This is a genomic window from Halomonas sp. ISL-56, assembly GCF_018612805.1.
Taxonomy (GTDB): domain Bacteria; phylum Pseudomonadota; class Gammaproteobacteria; order Pseudomonadales; family Halomonadaceae; genus Vreelandella.
Window position 1 is genome coordinate 1 of record NZ_JAGGRO010000018.1, and the last position, 16,126, is coordinate 16,126.

At 54.7% G+C, this 16,126-nt stretch carries 13 protein-coding genes; 5 read left to right on the forward strand and 8 right to left on the reverse strand.

What is annotated here, in order from left to right:
- The coding region (locus J7J49_RS15515; protein ID WP_215093837.1) for an EAL domain-containing protein at nt 1-999 on the forward strand (999 nt) is incomplete at its 5' end.
- Here J7J49_RS15515 and J7J49_RS15520 read toward each other — a convergent pair.
- Nucleotides 963-3,209, reverse strand: coding sequence for an ATP-binding protein (locus J7J49_RS15520; RefSeq protein ID WP_064234483.1), 2,247 nt, complete (start codon nt 3,207-3,209; stop codon nt 963-965). The two genes, J7J49_RS15515 and J7J49_RS15520, sit on opposite strands and share 37 nt — an antisense overlap.
- 18 nt (nt 3,210-3,227) lie before the next feature.
- Entirely contained in the window at nt 3,228-3,686 is a 459-nt protein-coding gene (locus J7J49_RS15525; protein ID WP_353048384.1) for a putative pterin-binding protein, read from the reverse strand.
- Nucleotides 3,687-3,927: 241 nt separating this feature from the next.
- Here J7J49_RS15525 and J7J49_RS15530 point away from each other — a divergent pair, with 241 nt between their 5' ends.
- Both J7J49_RS15530 and J7J49_RS15535 read left to right on the forward strand, forming a co-directional pair.
- Nucleotides 3,928-4,641: a response regulator transcription factor gene (locus tag J7J49_RS15530; protein ID WP_215093841.1), complete on the forward strand. Its 714-nt coding sequence runs from the start codon at nt 3,928-3,930 to the stop codon at nt 4,639-4,641.
- Nucleotides 4,642-4,965: 324 nt separating this feature from the next.
- On the forward strand, nt 4,966-5,214 hold the full coding sequence (locus tag J7J49_RS15535; RefSeq protein WP_215093843.1) for a hypothetical protein: 249 nt from the start codon (nt 4,966-4,968) through the stop codon (nt 5,212-5,214).
- A gap of 167 nt (nt 5,215-5,381) precedes the next feature.
- Here J7J49_RS15535 and arfA read toward each other — a convergent pair whose 3' ends face one another.
- Both arfA and dkgB read right to left on the reverse strand, forming a co-directional pair.
- Entirely contained in the window at nt 5,382-5,531 is a 150-nt protein-coding gene (gene arfA / locus J7J49_RS15540; protein WP_215093845.1) for an alternative ribosome rescue factor ArfA, read from the reverse strand.
- Nucleotides 5,532-5,650: 119 nt separating this feature from the next.
- Complete coding sequence (gene dkgB / locus J7J49_RS15545; RefSeq protein WP_215093847.1) at nt 5,651-6,469, reverse strand: 2,5-didehydrogluconate reductase DkgB; 819 nt, start codon at nt 6,467-6,469, stop codon at nt 5,651-5,653.
- A 93-nt stretch (nt 6,470-6,562) separates the two neighbouring features.
- On the opposite strand from dkgB, the gene J7J49_RS15550 reads away from it, so the two are divergent.
- Complete coding sequence (locus tag J7J49_RS15550; RefSeq protein WP_215093849.1) at nt 6,563-7,819, forward strand: MFS transporter; 1,257 nt, start codon at nt 6,563-6,565, stop codon at nt 7,817-7,819.
- Between the two features lie 17 nt (nt 7,820-7,836).
- On the opposite strand, the gene J7J49_RS15555 is transcribed toward J7J49_RS15550, so the two are convergent.
- The 4 genes from J7J49_RS15555 to J7J49_RS15570 form a co-directional block, all read right to left on the reverse strand.
- Complete coding sequence (locus tag J7J49_RS15555) at nt 7,837-9,552, reverse strand: bifunctional protein-serine/threonine kinase/phosphatase (RefSeq protein ID WP_215093851.1); 1,716 nt, start codon at nt 9,550-9,552, stop codon at nt 7,837-7,839.
- Between the two features lie 69 nt (nt 9,553-9,621).
- A complete protein-coding gene (locus tag J7J49_RS15560) occupies nt 9,622-10,431 on the reverse strand; it encodes a formate/nitrite transporter family protein (protein WP_215093853.1) in 810 nt (269 codons plus the stop codon).
- 32 nt (nt 10,432-10,463) lie between these two features.
- Nucleotides 10,464-11,366 carry a uroporphyrinogen-III C-methyltransferase gene (cobA, locus tag J7J49_RS15565; protein WP_215093855.1) on the reverse strand — a complete coding sequence of 301 codons (903 nt, stop codon included), beginning with the start codon at nt 11,364-11,366 and terminating at the stop codon, nt 10,464-10,466.
- Nucleotides 11,326-14,043, reverse strand: coding sequence for a nitrate reductase (locus J7J49_RS15570; protein ID WP_215093857.1), 2,718 nt, complete (start codon nt 14,041-14,043; stop codon nt 11,326-11,328). Before J7J49_RS15570 ends, cobA begins: the two co-directional genes overlap by 41 nt.
- A 732-nt stretch (nt 14,044-14,775) precedes the next feature.
- On the opposite strand from J7J49_RS15570, the gene J7J49_RS15575 reads away from it, so the two are divergent.
- Nucleotides 14,776-16,119 (forward strand): NAD(P)/FAD-dependent oxidoreductase, encoded by a 1,344-nt coding sequence (locus tag J7J49_RS15575; protein ID WP_215093859.1) that lies wholly within the window; start codon nt 14,776-14,778, stop codon nt 16,117-16,119.
- Nucleotides 16,120-16,126: the final 7 nt, after the last annotated feature.

Genomic DNA, 16,126 nt, shown 5'->3' on the forward strand with positions numbered 1-16,126 from the left:
CTCAATCAGGGGGTGACGTCGAAGGCATCAATTCTGCTCATCAGCAGCTGTGCGCAAGATACCGCAGGACGGGCTATTGCAGCAGGCAAGGCGCTTGGTTTTCACATGCTCGGCTTTCTACCCAAAGCAAAGCTATTCACCGATCTAGCATCATTTCTTGAGCCATTCAAAAAAGCGCCCAAAGCGCCTACAAGCAATGAGTTGGCGAAAGCCATTCATGAAAAACAGCTGTTTCTCGTCTATCAACCCCAAATAGACCTTCAAAAAAACCAAGTCATCAGCGCCGAAGCACTGGTACGCTGGCAAGATCCCCAACGTGGAGTGCTTTACCCCGATAGCTTTATCCGCTTGGCAGAGCAGAGCGGGCTGATGCTTCCCCTCACCTGGTACGTTATTGAGCTTGCCATGAAGCAGCAAGCCCAATGGCTGTCACAAGGGTGGGATCTGAATATCTCGATTAATATACCGGCGGCCTTTATTCAAGCAGAAGGCGTCCTGGAGACATTTGATCAACTCACTCAAGTGCATAATGCTGTTCTTAGCAAGATCACCTTGGAACTCACCGAAACGGTGGGGGTGGAGTGTTTGGGCTACGCTTGCTATGTGCTCAAAGCGTTACGACAAAGAGGCTGTAAACTGTCGTTAGATGATTTTGGTACCGGTCACTCTTCGCTGAAGCAGCTCTATCGGTTGCCTTTCAGCGAGCTCAAAATTGATCGTAGCTTTGTCTCGCAGATTGACCGGGATCAAAAAGCACTGGTGATCACCGAGTCGATTATCGACTTAGGCAGACGCCTGGGATTGACTGTCGTCGCCGAGGGTATCGAAACATCGGCGCAGTTCACCCTGCTTGCTGAAGTTGGGTGTACGGTTGGACAAGGCTACTGTATTGCTCACCCGTTAACCGCTGGCGCTTTCAACACATGGCTACGCGAGTACTCACCCTCTACTCTAATAGCGCATCAAATGAGCATGCTTTCTTGCTCTAAAGCCTGCTGAGTAGTGACTTGGAGAGAAATTAAACGCTCCAGATAAATAGCCAATTCGTTTAATGGGGCTTCTAGCGCTGCCTGCTCCAATTGGCTGGCTTGTTCAGCAATCGCCGCACAACCTAGCGAAGAGGCGGCTCCCTTCAGTGAGTGCGCCTCTTGGCACAAGGCAGAGCGATCTTCTGACTGCCAGTAGGCGTTAAGACGGGCACTGCGCTCACTAAGCCGCATTAAAAATGTAGACAGCAGTGCCCCCAACGCTCTTGGCTCAAAAGTGCTTTTCAGCTCTTCACAAAGGCGCTTGTCGAGTACTTGAACAGCGCCGACGGTGTCACCCAGTGATTGGTGGCTTTTAGGCGAATAACCGTCAACGTTATCAACCGCTAAGATTTCATCGTTAGAAAGATAGCGGCAGACCACCAGGTTCAACTCATCCCGAGTAAAGGGCTTATGAATCATATCGTCCATACCGCTTTGCATACAGCGTTCGCGGTGCTCTGGCATAACATTAGCGGTCATCGCTACGATCGGTAGACGGGGTAGCTGATGCACGGCTTCGTAATCGCGCCAACGTTGGGTGGTTTCGGTTCCATCCAATTTAGGCATCTGCATATCCATTAAGACCAAATCGATCCTGCCGTGGTCTACGTTAAGCAGTTCAAGTGCTTCCACGCCGTTCTCTGCGATGGTCACCCGCTGGCCAAGGCGTTCAAGCATCACCCTTGCTACCGTTTGATTTAGCGGATTATCCTCAACCACTAAAATATGGTGCTTTTGCTTAGTAGTGAGTTCACGCTGGCTGTCACCGGCTTGATAGACCGTAAATGGCTCGGTTTCCGGCATTCTAACGGTAAACCAAAATCGACTACCCAGCCCCTGCTGGCTGTTAACGCCTATCTCTCCCTGCATGGCTTCAACCAACCGCTTACAGATCGCCAATCCAAGCCCTGTGCCCTCATGACGCCGCGCCATGGAGGTGTCCACTTGCGAGAAAGCCGAGAAGAGTTGTGAATGATCCACGTCTGCGATACCACAGCCGGTATCATGCACCTCGACGAGAATATTATCGTCGCCAAGTGGCTTTACGTGGCATTTAACGAAGCCCTCTTCCGTGAACTTCAATCCATTATTGATTAAGTTCATCATTACTTGGCGCAACCGCGCGATGTCGCCCACCACATATCGCGGCAAAGCAGGGTCGATAGCGTAACTGAAGGTGACCTTCCCCTTCGGCTCGCGAAGCGTGTAGCTTTCACATAGTTGGTCGATGCACTGATGGAGATCAAACGGCTGGACATCCAGATCAAGACGCCCAGACTCGATTTTGGTGTAATCAAGAATATCGTTAATCACTGCGCGTAGGCTTTCCGCACTGCGCTTCAAAGCAGCTAAATAAGTCTTCGCACTGGGTGTTTTTACTTCTTCGCTTAACAAATCCGCCATACCCACTACGCCATTTAACGGCGTGCGAATTTCATGGCTCATGACGGCCATAAACTCTGATTTTGCGAGGCTCGCTTTCTCTGCTCGCTTGGCAGCCTCATTTAACTCTTGCCCCTTGGCTTCTAACGCTTGAGCTTTGTGATGACTGGAGCGTCCTTCTAAAATCAGCGCGCGAACTAACATCCCACCAGAAAACATAAGCAAGATAATAAGCAGCAGCACCAATCCGTAGAGATGCGTTAATACGCGGCGTTCTTCGCTGCGCATATGTGAAACATGGGCATTGGTTTCGACCAGAATGGTACCGGTGAGCTGCTGTAGCTCAACCGTATCCTGCAGGAGGGTAGCTATTAGCGCGCTATTTAACCCGTCAGGGTTATCCCATAGCGTTTCGAGTAGGGTTTCCATCTCTAAAATGCGGGATTGAGTTTCTTTAACTACCTCCTCAATATCCTCAAGTTGCGCCACAATCCTGCCTATTTCACCTTGAAAAAAAAGTGACTGCCGACTGAAGAGAATTTCATAACGCAGCAATACATCGTCAACCATCACGTTATCGGATCTTTTTGATTCCATTAACGTTAAGCGAAACTCGCGCACCTCACGATCAAACTGATACCCGGCCCATAATAAGTTTTCGAGCAGGCGATTTTCCAGCGCATGCTGACGGTGGTAAATAACCCCGCCGGTGGTTAGCGCGGAAAGAAAAAAAAGGATCGCCGAAAATGTAGCGGCCCTCGTGCTGCGGGAAAAATAGAACTTAAAAAAGGCCAGCATAGCAATTACCCGGTTACATTATTCGACAACGATACGCGCCACCTGCCACACCGATCGCGAGAAGATTTCTTCATTCAGCAGCTCGGGGTGTGTATCAAAGGGGTAAATAACAAACAGCGGCCCTTGATCTCGAACACGTAGTGCTTTGCCGTTCGCCTGCATGGCTAAAATCACATCATAATGATCAACATCACTAACGGGTATGGTGGCCGCATACTCATTCAACGCTATCACACGCATGCTCTCCCCTTCGGCACCCGCAGCTTCCAATATGGCTCGCCCCAATGGGCCAGAGAAACGCGTCACGCCATCGTACCAGGGCGTGCGGGTAGTTGTTTCGTGCTGCGCCAAGGCCTCTAGCATCTCTTTATCAAAATGGGCCTCATCACCCACGTTTGGCTGCCCGACCTTACCACTCACCACTAATAATACCGGGCCTTCAGGTGCTTCCAAAGCGATAGCCTGGGCCGACAGCAAGGCAATTACCACTCCGGCTATGAGAACCTTGCATTTAGAAACCCTGCATTTATAAACCAAAGAACGACGCATTCAGTTGCACCTCAGTATTGGCGGTTGAGAGTACAAGGAGTATATATCGGCCATCTGCGGATAAACTGTGGACCTTTGTGTCAACGCATCATTATCAACTAAACTTTATGTATGAATTTTCCACGTCTACACGTGTGACGTTTATAAGACGACAATAAGGGAAATCACCATGCATATTGGCGTACTTGAAGATGACCTCGACCAGCAGGCCTTTATTGAGCAGTGCCTGCTAACGGCAGGCCACCAGGTTTCTTTATTTACTCGCGCAAGCGAGCTGCGTCGCGCGACCCAGCAGCGGTCGTTTGATTTCCTGATTATCGACTGGTGGTTGCCAGACAGCGACGGCATGGATGTTGTTGCCCACCTGCGCCAACACGATAGCTGGCGCGGCCCAATCCTGTTTATTACCGCTAGCCAGGGTGAAGACGATGTCGTGAAAGCCCTGGAACAGGGTGCAGACGATTTTCTCGCCAAGCCCCTTCGCCCCAGTGAGCTTATTGCCAGAGTAAGCGCTTTAGGTAGGCGGTCAGGGTATGCCACACCGCGCCCGGCACCGGCTTGCCCCGCAACCTTTAATTTGCATACTGATGAGCACTACATCAGTGTCGCGGGCAACCCCGTTGATTTAACCGAGCGCGAGTATCGCTTAGCCGCGCTCTTCTTCTCAAAAATTGGTGAGCTGATTACCCGCGCGCATTTATTAGAGCTGGTGTGGGGTATCAAAGGGGATGTTTCGACGCGCACCGTGGATACCCACGTAAGCCGCCTACGCAGAAAGTTAGAGCTGGATGGTCGTCATGGCCTTCGTCTGCGCAGCGTTTACCAGTCAGGGTATCGCATGGAGACCTGCCAAACTACCAACATAGAACAAGTGGCTAATTAGGGTTGACGCTCAGATGAGCATCGGTTAAAAGATAAGAGCTGCCTTGAAAAGGTAGCTTGGTTTTATTAACCAGAGTTTTATTAGCGAACTACTCTTAAAGTAAAACTTTTCAGAGATCTCATCATGCGCTGGCAAATCCCCGCGACACGAATGAATAAGCTGCATCGCATTATTAATAATGCGGTATCAGCTTATTATTGTCGCGTGCCAGAGATGTAGAGAGAAATTGGCCGCGGCAAGTGTCGCGGCCATGTGTTTTATCGTTACCTTTGATACTCCCTGATCGCGATGTTGCCCGGCCTCCTAACCCAGGAGACCGATTCCATGGCAATGGCAACCATTACTCGCAAGCTACTCAACGCGTTAAAGCACTCACGCACCCAGCGGCGCTTTTACGAAGATCCACGTTTTCATGACCCGCATCTGTTAAAAGATATCGGTTTACGCTGGGAGCAAGGCCAACTGGTATCCATTCACGGTGTGGAAGAGCCAAGCCAACGCAATCAGCGTCATCAGGCTGAAACCCGCGATGCCTACGAAAAATGTCCACATTGTGGGAGTATTTTGGCGTAGCCAACGCCCCGGTCACAGGAAGTGACCGGGGCGTTTTCAGTTTTAAGCCCGGCTTGGCGCACAATAAAAAAAGCCGATCCATTGGATCGGCCAAACTGATGGGAGTCTGCACAGCATGGGGGATACTGTGCAGAGATGCCTGGGGAAGGCATCGCCAAAACGCCGGGTTAAGCGGCTTGGCGATGCCCTCTCAGGGAGTTGCGACCTTTACGGGAGTAGCTGCCTTTGCCTTTTTTCGGCGTTTGCTGCTGCATTTTAAACATTGGTGTTCGTAGCTGCGCTTTTAATGCGTTGTCTTTAATCCTGCGCTGTTTCATTCACTTTCTCCATTGATTAGGTGCCTGCAAAAAGCAGGCACCGCTATGACAGACGCTAACGTTTAGCGTTCACCTCTTGTGTTCAAATGAGTGTTCAAAATTCTGGTTAAGCACACTGTTTACTCATCCCAAGCTGGTGCAAAGTCGGGGTTGGCAATACGCTCTTTACGATCAAGCGTAGCAATTTCCGCCATTTCGCTGTCGCTTAGCACTAAATCAAAGGCGGCAATGTTGCTTTGAATATTACGCGCTTTGGTCGATGAAGGGATCGTAATCATATTGCGCTGTTTCACCCAAGCAAGGGCAATTTGTGCGGGGGTGACGCTATGCGCCTCAGCGATCTGCTTAAGGGTCGGGTCGTCCATTACCTTGCCCACAGCCAGGGGCATAAAAGCAGTAATCTGAATACCATGCTGCTCGCAGTGATCAACCAGTTTACGGTTCTGTAAGAAAGGATGAACCTCGATCTGGTTGGTGAGAATTTCACCTTTGCCCAGAATACTGACTGCTTCGTCTACCTGCGCACAGGTAAAGTTGGAAATACCAATATTGCGCGTCTTACCCTCGGCTTTCACCTTTTTAAGCGCCGTCAAATAATCGACCATCGGCACTTCATCCTCTGGGGACGGCCAATGGATCAACAACAGATCAACGTAATCGGTGCCTAATTTCTTTAGGCTTTCATCCACGCTGGCTTCCAGCGTTGCGGGCTCCAGCTTATCGAACCACACCTTGGTGGTTAGACAAATATCGCTGCGTGGCACGCTGCTGTCGCGAATCGCTTCGCCTACGCCAGCTTCGTTGCCGTAAAACTGCGCCGTGTCGATGTGGCGGTACCCGGCCTCAAGCGCCGCGTGAATACTCTGCTTGAGCGTATCGCCTTCCAGGCGAAAAGTACCAAAACCGGGGTTCGGCATTACATGTTGCATCATTAACATCCTTTTCTATTGATAGCGTGTTAACTAACATGGGGTGGCAACTACGCTACTTCAACCCTTTGCTATTGAAACTTTGCTTACCATGAAGACGCCATGACCTCTAACGCCGCGCCAATCAACGCAACAGACGCTTTACTCCCGCTTCACCGCCAACCGGGCTTTTTAAGTTTTTTGCTGTCGCGGCTAGCCGCGGTATTTGCCATGCAGATTCAGGCCATCGTAGTGGCTTGGCAGGTTTACGATATCACCCGCGACCCGATGGCGTTGGCCTATGTGGGGTTGGCGCAGTTCCTGCCCATGGTGTTATTGCTGCTACCTGCAGGGGATTTCGTTGATCGCTTCTCGCGCAAACGTATTTTGCAGCTTAGCTGGATGGTGCAAGGGCTATGCAGCACCCTGCTGCTGACCCTTTCGCTGAATGAAAGTCATAATGTGGGCGGCTATTACGCGGTTCTGGCACTGTTTGGTGCTGCACGCGCCTTTACCGGCCCCGCCTTACAAAGCCTGCTGCCCAATATTGTGCCACGGGCGCAGCTGGCCTCTGCGATTGCCTTGAATAGCTCTATCATGAAAATTGCCGTGATTGCCGGCCCATTATTGGGCGGCATTCTTTATGGGTTAGGCGGTGGCAGCCTCGCATACAGCGTTTGCTTGGGCTGTTTTATTGCGGCACTCGTGCTGCTGCTCCCGGTACCTATTCGCTACGCTGAAACCGCCAAAATACTGGAAAGCACTGCCATAAAGCGCTTTACCGCGGGCATTCGTTATATCCGCTATCAGCCGATTATTTTGGGCGCTATTTCGTTGGATCTGTTCGCAGTGCTATTAGGCGGCGTCGTAGCGCTGCTACCTATCTACGCACAGGAAGTGCTTCACGTTGGGCCTGAAGGGTTAGGCGCGCTGCGTAGCGCTATTGCCGTGGGCGCCCTCCTCATGGGGCTCTACTTAGGTATTCGTGGTATTAAGCGCCGTGCTGGTTTGGTCATGTTTATGGCAGTAGCCGTTTTCGGCGTTGCCAATTTAGTGTTCGCTTTTTCAACGATTTTTTGGCTTTCCCTGATAGCCATGTTGGTGGCGGGTGCCGCCGATATGATTAGCGTCTATGTGCGCATGACGCTGATTCAGCTTGCCACCCCGGATGAGATGCGCGGCCGCGTGAATGCGGTCAACATGCTGTTTATCGGTTCCAGCAATGAGCTTGGCGAGTTCCGTGCGGGCAGTATGGCGGCAGGGTTTGGCGTAGTGCCCGCAGCTATCATTGGCGGCTTGGGCACTTTGGCGGTGGTCGGTGCCTGGATGAAGCTGTTCCCAACTTTGCGCCGGGTTGACCGTTTTGACGATGCCCGCTGATAACATTGCCCCCCTTCTTAACGCACTAACAGGGCAAACACCACAATAGCCAACAATAGCGACACGCCCTTCCAGAACAGCACAGGGTCTCGCTCCATCAGCGGTAACTGTGCGCGCTTCAGCATGTCTGAGCTTGGTGAGCGTAGCTCGAAGATAAGCTCCGAAAGCGCCGGGAAACGTTTATGGGGGCTGGGATGCAGCGCCTTTTTGAGCACCTCATCCACCCAGGCGGGCAGTTCGCGGTTTTCACTAAGCGCTGACTGATAGGCAAGCTTATGCTGCGCTGCCCGGGTGCGGGTCTTGGCCACCTCAGTGCCGTAGGGTAGCGTGCCGGTTAGCATTTGATAGGTAATCACCGCCAGGGAGTATTGATCCGAACGGGGCGTGCCGCCTTCCCCGAGAAAATACTCCGGCGCAGTATACTGGGCGGTGCCTAGAATATCGTCGCTAGCCGCCCTGCCCTCTTCGGCGATCCCCGCCACCTTGGCAGCACCAAAATCAATCAGCTTCACCGTGCCGTGGCCATCAATCATAACGTTGTCGGGGCGCAAATCCTGGTGCAGCATTTCCAGCCGATGAAAGGCGCGCAGCCCTTTGGCGATCTGCTCGACAATCGGACGTACGCTGGCTAAATCAGCGTCAGGATGGTCGCGCATCCACTGGGTCAGGGTTTGCCCTTCGATATACGCCAGCACGGTGTACAGGTAGTGGCGTGGCCGCTGTTGCACGGGCGCTTTTAGCACGTGCACATTATCAATGCGCCGGGCAATCCACTCCTCACGCACAAACCGCTCAATGCTTACCGGGTCTTGGCTTAACTCGGTCGAAAGCGTTTTCAGCGCTACTTTCTCACCGCTCTCTACTTCTTCTGCCAGAAACACATGGCTACGGCTGCTGGCATGCAGTTGACGCACAATGCGATAGCCATCCAGCTCGCTCCCCTCGCGCAACTCAGGCGGCTGCGGTAACGCGCCAAGCGCCGCGTAAAGCTCATTGGAATGGCGCTCTGGCAGGCTATCAATGCGCACAATCTGTGCGGTGAGGTTGTCATCGCTGCCATTGTCGAGGGCGGCGGCGATCAGTGCCTCAGCTGCCGCGTCCAGATCCCCCCAGTGGGCATAAATCAGCGCAGCCATTTCGGCGTCAGTCAGCCACTCATAAACGCCATCGGTGGCGAGTAGAAACACATCACCTGCATTTAACGATACCGCGCGGTAATCCAACTCCAGGTGCTGACCAGCTCCCATGGCACGGCTTAAATGACTGACCTCCCGCGAGGCCCAGAAGCGGTGATCCTCGGTCAACGGCTCCAGCGTATTACCGGAAAGCTGATAGATACGGCTATCGCCCACATGAAACAGGTGCGCGGTAGTGGATTTAATCACCATCGCGCTCAAGGTGCACACATAGCCACGGTCAAGATTGTAGCGGTATTGGCTCTGTCGGGTTTGGGCGTATAGCCACGCATTGGTGGCCTGCAGTACCCGCTGGGCGGAGGTTTTAACCGCCCACGTTGCCGGGGTGGCGTAGTAGTCTGTCAAAAAACCGCCCACTGCTGCTTCGCTGGCCTCGCGGCTTACCTCGCTGCTACTAATTCCATCGGCTAAAGCGATCGTAATACCCTTGGTGGCGCGCAGGGGTTCGCTGGGCAGGTAAGCGCCATAAAAATCCTGATTGCTTGGCTTGCGCCCTTTATCAGAGTGCTGGCCGAGCGAAATGGTCAGCGCTGCCATTATGCTTCCCCTAAAAAAAGCCTCCGCCGGAGCGAAGGCTTGGTTAATGACAAACTACTGCCTATCAAATCATAGGGCTTTTTGCGGCGCGGTACGTACGTGGGTGGTGTAGAGCGTCAGGCCGGTTAATGCCAAACCACCGATTAAGTTACCCAATACTACCGGTATCTCATTCCAGATCAGGTAATCCATAATCGAGAAATTACCGCCCATCATCAGCCCGGAGGGGAACAGGAACATGTTGACCACCGAGTGCTCAAAGCCCATGCCGAAGAACAGCATTATCGGCATCCACATGGCAATTACCTTGCCGCTCACCGTGGTTGAAATCATTGCACCCACCACGCCCAGCGAGACCATCCAATTACACAGTATGCCGCGAATAAAAATCGTCGCCATGCCGCCGGCACCATACTCCTTGTAACCCACGGTGCGTCCTTCGCCAACTTCGCCGATCACCCGCCCAACTTCGCTAGGCTCGGTACTAAAGCCGTAGGTAAACACAATCGCCATTAGAAAAGCGACCGTTAACGCCCCACCAAAATTACCCACAAACACAATACCCCAGTGCTTGAGAATACGCGGAATCGTCACGCCCGGCCGCTTATCCAGCCACGCCAGCGGGGTTAACACAAACACCCCGGTCAACAGATCAAAGCCCATCAAGTAGAGAATCGAGAAACCCACCGGAAACAGAATAGCGCCGATAATCGGGTAGCCGGTTTGCACCGCCACGGTCACCGCAAACACTGCCGCGATGGCCAAAATGGCTCCCGCCATAAAAGCACGAATCAGCGCATCGCGAGTAGACATATGCAGCTTTGCTTCACCGGCATCGACCATCTTGGTGGCAAATTCGGCAGGCAATAAATAGGACATAGAGTGCGTTTCCTTTGTTGTGAGTTTCAGGGTCAAATGAGAGGTGCAGCACAAACATCAGTGATTTTTACAACAGGTGTGGTGGCGACTCGCTGAACAACGCTGCCCACCACAATCAAGCAGGGTGATGGCAAGGGGGAGGCGGCAAGCTTCTCGGGCATATCCGCAAGCGTTCCCACCAGCGACTGCTGCTCACGCTGACTGGCGTTGGCCACCAGCATGATCGGCCACTCATCCGGCAGGCCTGCCAGGCGCAGCCCGTGGCAAATTGCGTCGACCTTGGAAAGCCCCATATAAAACACCAGGGTTTCATCCTTGCGCGCCAGCGAGGCCCAATCCGGGGTGCCGTCCTCGCGGCATAGCTGGGCAGTCACAAAGCGCAGCTGCTGGGCATGGCCGCGATCGGTGAGCGGAATGCCCATACACGCAGCAGCGGCAGAGGCGGCGGTAATCCCCGGGACGATAGCAGCGGGCACCTGGGCGGCAGCCAGGGCATCCAACTCTTCGCCCATCCGTGCAAATACCGCCGGGTCACCGCCTTTCAGGCGCACCACCGATTTTCCTTCGCCGGCGAGTTTTACCATCAGCTCGCCAATCTCAGCTTGCGGTACGCTGTGATGACCGCGGGCTTTGCCAACGTAGTAGCGCTCGCTGCTGCTAGGAATCAGCGCTAGCACGTCATCGCCTACCAAGCGGTCATACACCACCGCGTCCGCCTGCATAAGTAAGCGTGCAGCCTTGAGGGTTAGCAGCTCGGCATCGCCGCTGCCTGCACCGACCAGATAAACCTGCCCGGCGCGGCACTTATCCAGCCCCCCCCGCAGCGGCACATGTAACTCATCAGCATGGCGAGCCGATGGTAGGCGGGCACGGTGCGACAAACGCATAAAGGCGTTAAACCACTTCTGTAGCAAGGGGTTGCTTAGTGCGGGCATTGGGCCGCTCCTCTTCAATAAGTGATTTCAATTCGGGAATACAGCTACCGCACTGGGTGCCGCAGGCGAGCCTGGCACCTAGCGCCTCAACAGTGGTATCACCCTCGCGGATGGCGTTGGCAATGGTGGTTTGGCCCACTTGATGGCAGCTACACACCACCGGGCCAGTATCCGCAGCTCCGTCGTCGCAGCCCGCCAGTAGGCGGCGGCGGTGGCTATCGCTTAGTGCCAAGTCATTAAAACGCGCTTCCAACCACGCTAACCCTGGCAGCTCTTTGGGCGGGCCAACCATCAGCCACCAGCGCAGTTGATCGTTTTCCACGCAGGCGGCGCGCAGCCGCCCGTTAGTGGGGTCTTGACTGACGACCGATACGTCGCCGGGCAGCCATGTTTTCAGTTGCACCAGCCAGTCATTAACCGGCTGCGTATGGGCAAGCTGCCAACGCTGGCAACTGCGCATGGGAATACGTGTCCAGTAGGCGCTGGTGCACCAAGGCGTTGATTGCGTTGCCCCTTCGGCGACCAATAGGGTGGCCTGCCAATCAGTAGCAAGCGGCGCCAGCGCAACAGCGCCGTGCTTCGACTCCGGCTGCCCAGAGAGTGGATCGGTAATGCTGTCAATTAGCGCGCTGCTTCTGGCTTCCTGGGTAAAGCAGTCAGTCCAGTGGATAGGCACAAATATCTCACCGCGGCGCTGGGCATTGGAGACCCGCACCCGAGCGCGAAATTCGCCCTTCGCGGCGGTTAGCACGGCCAACCCCTGATCGGTGACACCGGCGCTATGGGCATCGTCCGGGTGCACGTCCATAAAGGGTTCGGCGCGGTGATTCATTAACCGCGGTGAGCGCGCGGTGCGGGTCATGGTATGCCACTGATCGCGGATTCGACCGGTATTCAGCCGCAGCGGGTAAACGGCGCTCAGCGCCTGTTCTGGCCCTTGGGGATGGATCGCCAGCAGCTTGGCGCGACCATTGGCGGTGGCAAATTCGCCATCCTCAAACAGCCGAGCAGTGCCGCGGGGTGCGGCCTTTGTGACCGGCCACTGAATGGGGGCCAAGGCGTCGTAGCCATCCCGGCCCAGGCCCACCAAACCCGAAATATCAAACAGCCGTTTTGGGCTGTCAGTCGAACCGTTATTTTCAAACCCCGAGAGCCGGGCGTGCTCGTCGAAAATCTCCCAGGGATGGGTGTAGTCAAACGCCTCGGCAAAACCCAACCGTTTTGCCACTTCGCACATTATCCACCAGTCGTGGCGAGCCTCACCTGGGGGCGGCAGCATGCCCCGCTGGCGAGAAATACGCCGCTCGGAGTTAGTCACGGTGCCATCTTTTTCTGACCACCCAGAGGCGGGTAACACGATATCCGCATAGGGCAGCAGATCGGTATGGGCCGCGCACTCGGAAACGATCACCAGCGGGCACTTTTCCAACGCAGCGCGCACCCGCGCGGCATCGGGCAGGCTGATGGCGGGGTTGGTGGCCATCACCCATAGCGCTTTTATCTCGCCGCGCTCAATGGCTTCAAACAGCTCCACGGCTTTGTAGCCCGGTTCTTCCGGAAGGGTTGGCGTCAGGCTGTCAGTAGCCCAGAAGCGGCTGACCAGATCGAGGGCGCCTGGGGTGTGGTAATCCATATGCGCCGCCAGCTGGTTGGCTAGCCCGCCCACTTCGCGGCCGCCCATGGCATTGGGCTGGCCGGTAATCGAGAACGGCCCCGCCCCCGGCAGGCCGATTTTGCCGCCGGCCAGATGGCAGTTAATAATCGCGTTGCACTTATCGGTACCGCTGGCGGATTGATTAACGCCCTGGGAGTAGAGCGTGACCACATGCAGCTGGCTGGCGAACCAGTAATAGAAGGTCTCCAGGCGCTCTGGGTCAACATCACAGGCCTGAGCTACCTCAGCCACTGTCCCCGCCGTTTGCTGCGCGGCTTCCAGGGCTTCGTCAAAGCCTTCGGTGTGGCGCTCAAGGTAGAGAGTATCGAGCTTGCGGCGCTTTGCCATCCACGCCAGCAGGCCATTAAACAGATAGGCATCGCTGCCCGGTTTTATGCCCAGGTAAAGGTCGGCGATTTCGCAGCTGTCGGTCACCCGCGGGTCGATCACTACCAGACGCATCAGCGGATTGCGCTCTTTAGCGACTTTAATGCGCTGGTAGAGCACTGGGTGATTCCAAGCCAGGTTGGAACCCACCAGCACGATCAGCTCCGCCTCTTCCAGATCCTCGTAGTTACACGGCACCGCATCGGCACCGAAGGCCCGCTTGTAGCCAACCACCGCCGAGGCCATACATAGTCTCGAATTGGTGTCTAAATGAGGTGTGCCCAAAAAGCCTTTAAACAACTTATTGGCCACGTAGTAGTCTTCGGTGAGCAACTGGCCGGAGAGATAGGCTGCCACGCAGTGATTACCGTGCTCGGCCCGCAGGTCATTCAAACGATCAGCGGTGGCGCTCAATGCAGTGCCCCAGGAGACCTCAACACCATCCACCCGAGGATGTGTCAGGCGGCCCTGCTCGCCCAAGGTTTCATGTAGCGCAGAACCTTTGACACACAGCCGCCCGAAGTTGGCCGGGTGCTCGCGGTCGCCCTCGACAGCGCTCAGCGTGCCCGCTTCAACGGTCGCCGTCACGCCACAGCCAACGCCGCAATAGGGGCAAGTCGTTTTGGCCTGAGTCATAGCTACTCCTCGGGTTGCTCATTAACGCCACGCATAAAAAAACGCCCAGTCCCTTTCTCTAAGGCGCTATATAAACGCATTAAGAGAAGAGGGCTGGACGTCGTTGCCGCAGCGCACCTTCGTCGGTGCAAAATTTACTTTAATCTCAGCTACACATTTTCTAACGGCTAGTTTTTTTTCGAACGGCTTTGGAATTGTTCGCTGCCATCGCCTAGCAATGAGCGCTTATCCCTTGTTAACTAACTTGTTGCCTATAATATGCAAAAGCCAAGCCTAAGAATGTCTTATTAAAAACTTATTTTTTATAAACAGTCACTTAAAAATAAGGAGATGACGACGCAGCACGCTTTTTGGCACTTGTTTAATACCTTTCACACGCTAAATGGTGTGCGAGAGTGCACGCCACCACCCTTTTCGCACCATCACTGTGCAGCCTATGTGAAGAACCGTGCCAGTGCTTATCCACCATCGACATCTAAACATCTGAAGTTATTTAAAAAAATATTCCAGACGGCCAATTGGCCAACTCCTTGCTTGTTACTGGGTAAGGTTTTTAATCAGCTGACAGCCAATGGCGGTTGTCGCAGGTTTAAAACATACGCTTTTAAATAGCGCTATCGGGCAACGACGCCCCTGCTGTGCTCTCCTTCTGCAAATTGCAGAACAGAGGGCGCGACAGGGGCGTTTTTTTGTTTGGTGCTCAAGCAGCCGCAACGACAAGAGGAGCCACCCATGGAAACCACTTCCCGGTGCTCACCCCACGACCATCTAGTGATTATTGGCAATGGTATGGCAAGCCACCGCCTCATCGAGGCGCTGGTCAAACAGCCCACACGCCCCCAGCGCATCACGGTGGTTGGCGCCGAGCCAACCCCTGCCTATAACCGTATTCTGCTTTCGCCACTGCTGGCTGGTGAGATGCAGCAAGATGCGCTTACCCTGCGCGATACCGCATGGTACGCCGATCAAGGCATCTCCCTGATACTGGGCGAAAAGGTCGAAACGCTTGACCGCGCACGCCAAACATTGACCACCGATAGCGGCCAATCGCTTGATTACGATCATTTGGTCATCGCCACTGGCTCGCGACCAGCGCTGCCCGACATTCCCGGTATTGAGCTTGAGGGCGTGCACGGTTTTCGTGACCTACAAGACGCCGAAGCACTTGAGGCAATTGCTCACAGCGGCGGCGACGCTGTCGTTATTGGTGGCGGCCTGCTGGGTCTTGAAGCGGCTGAAGGGCTACGTAAGCGCGGCAATGGTATCAAGGTTAGCGTGCTCCAGCGCAGCGAGCGGCTAATGAACCGACAGTTGGATGCTACCGCCGCGCACCTGCTCAAAGACACCCTCACTCAACGCGGCTTGAACATCATCACCGCTGCACAGCTAGCCCGGCTGGAGGGTGACGACCAGGGCCGGGTCGCCACGCTGCATCTTGCCGATGGCCGCCAGTTGAACGCCTCCAGTGTGATCGTTGCCGCGGGCATTACCCCTAATGCAGAACTGGGCCGCCAAGCGGGCCTGACCACCGAGCGCGCCATTGTTGTCAATGAGTTTCTAACCACCTCTGACCCGGCAATCTCCGCCCTCGGCGAGTGCTGTCAGTTTGACGACACCACCTACGGCCTGGTGGAGCCGATTTGGCGCCAGGTAGAGGTGCTTGCCGCAACGCTGTGCGGCACGGCTACCCAAGGCTACGCGGATGCCCCCAGCGCCACCAAACTTAAAATCAGCGGCGTAGCGCTCTATGCCTTTGGCCCTACCGAGGCCAGCGTCGAGCATGACGTGTTGAATTACCACGACATTGAGCGCGGCGACTACCGCCGCCTGCTGCTACGCAACGGCCAGATAGAGGGCGCGGTACTTTACGGCGACACCAGCCAGGGCCCCTGGTACTTCGAACAGGCGCTTGCGGGTAGCGACCTTGACGCTTACCGCCAAGCCCTGCTGTTTGGTGCGGCGGATGTCGACGTGCTTCGCGAAGCAGCATCTCAACATACCCCTGATTCGTCTGAACACTCTTCTAAATGCTCTTCTTCAAAACACTCTTCTCATACAACGTCGGAGGCGGCTTAGATGTCTA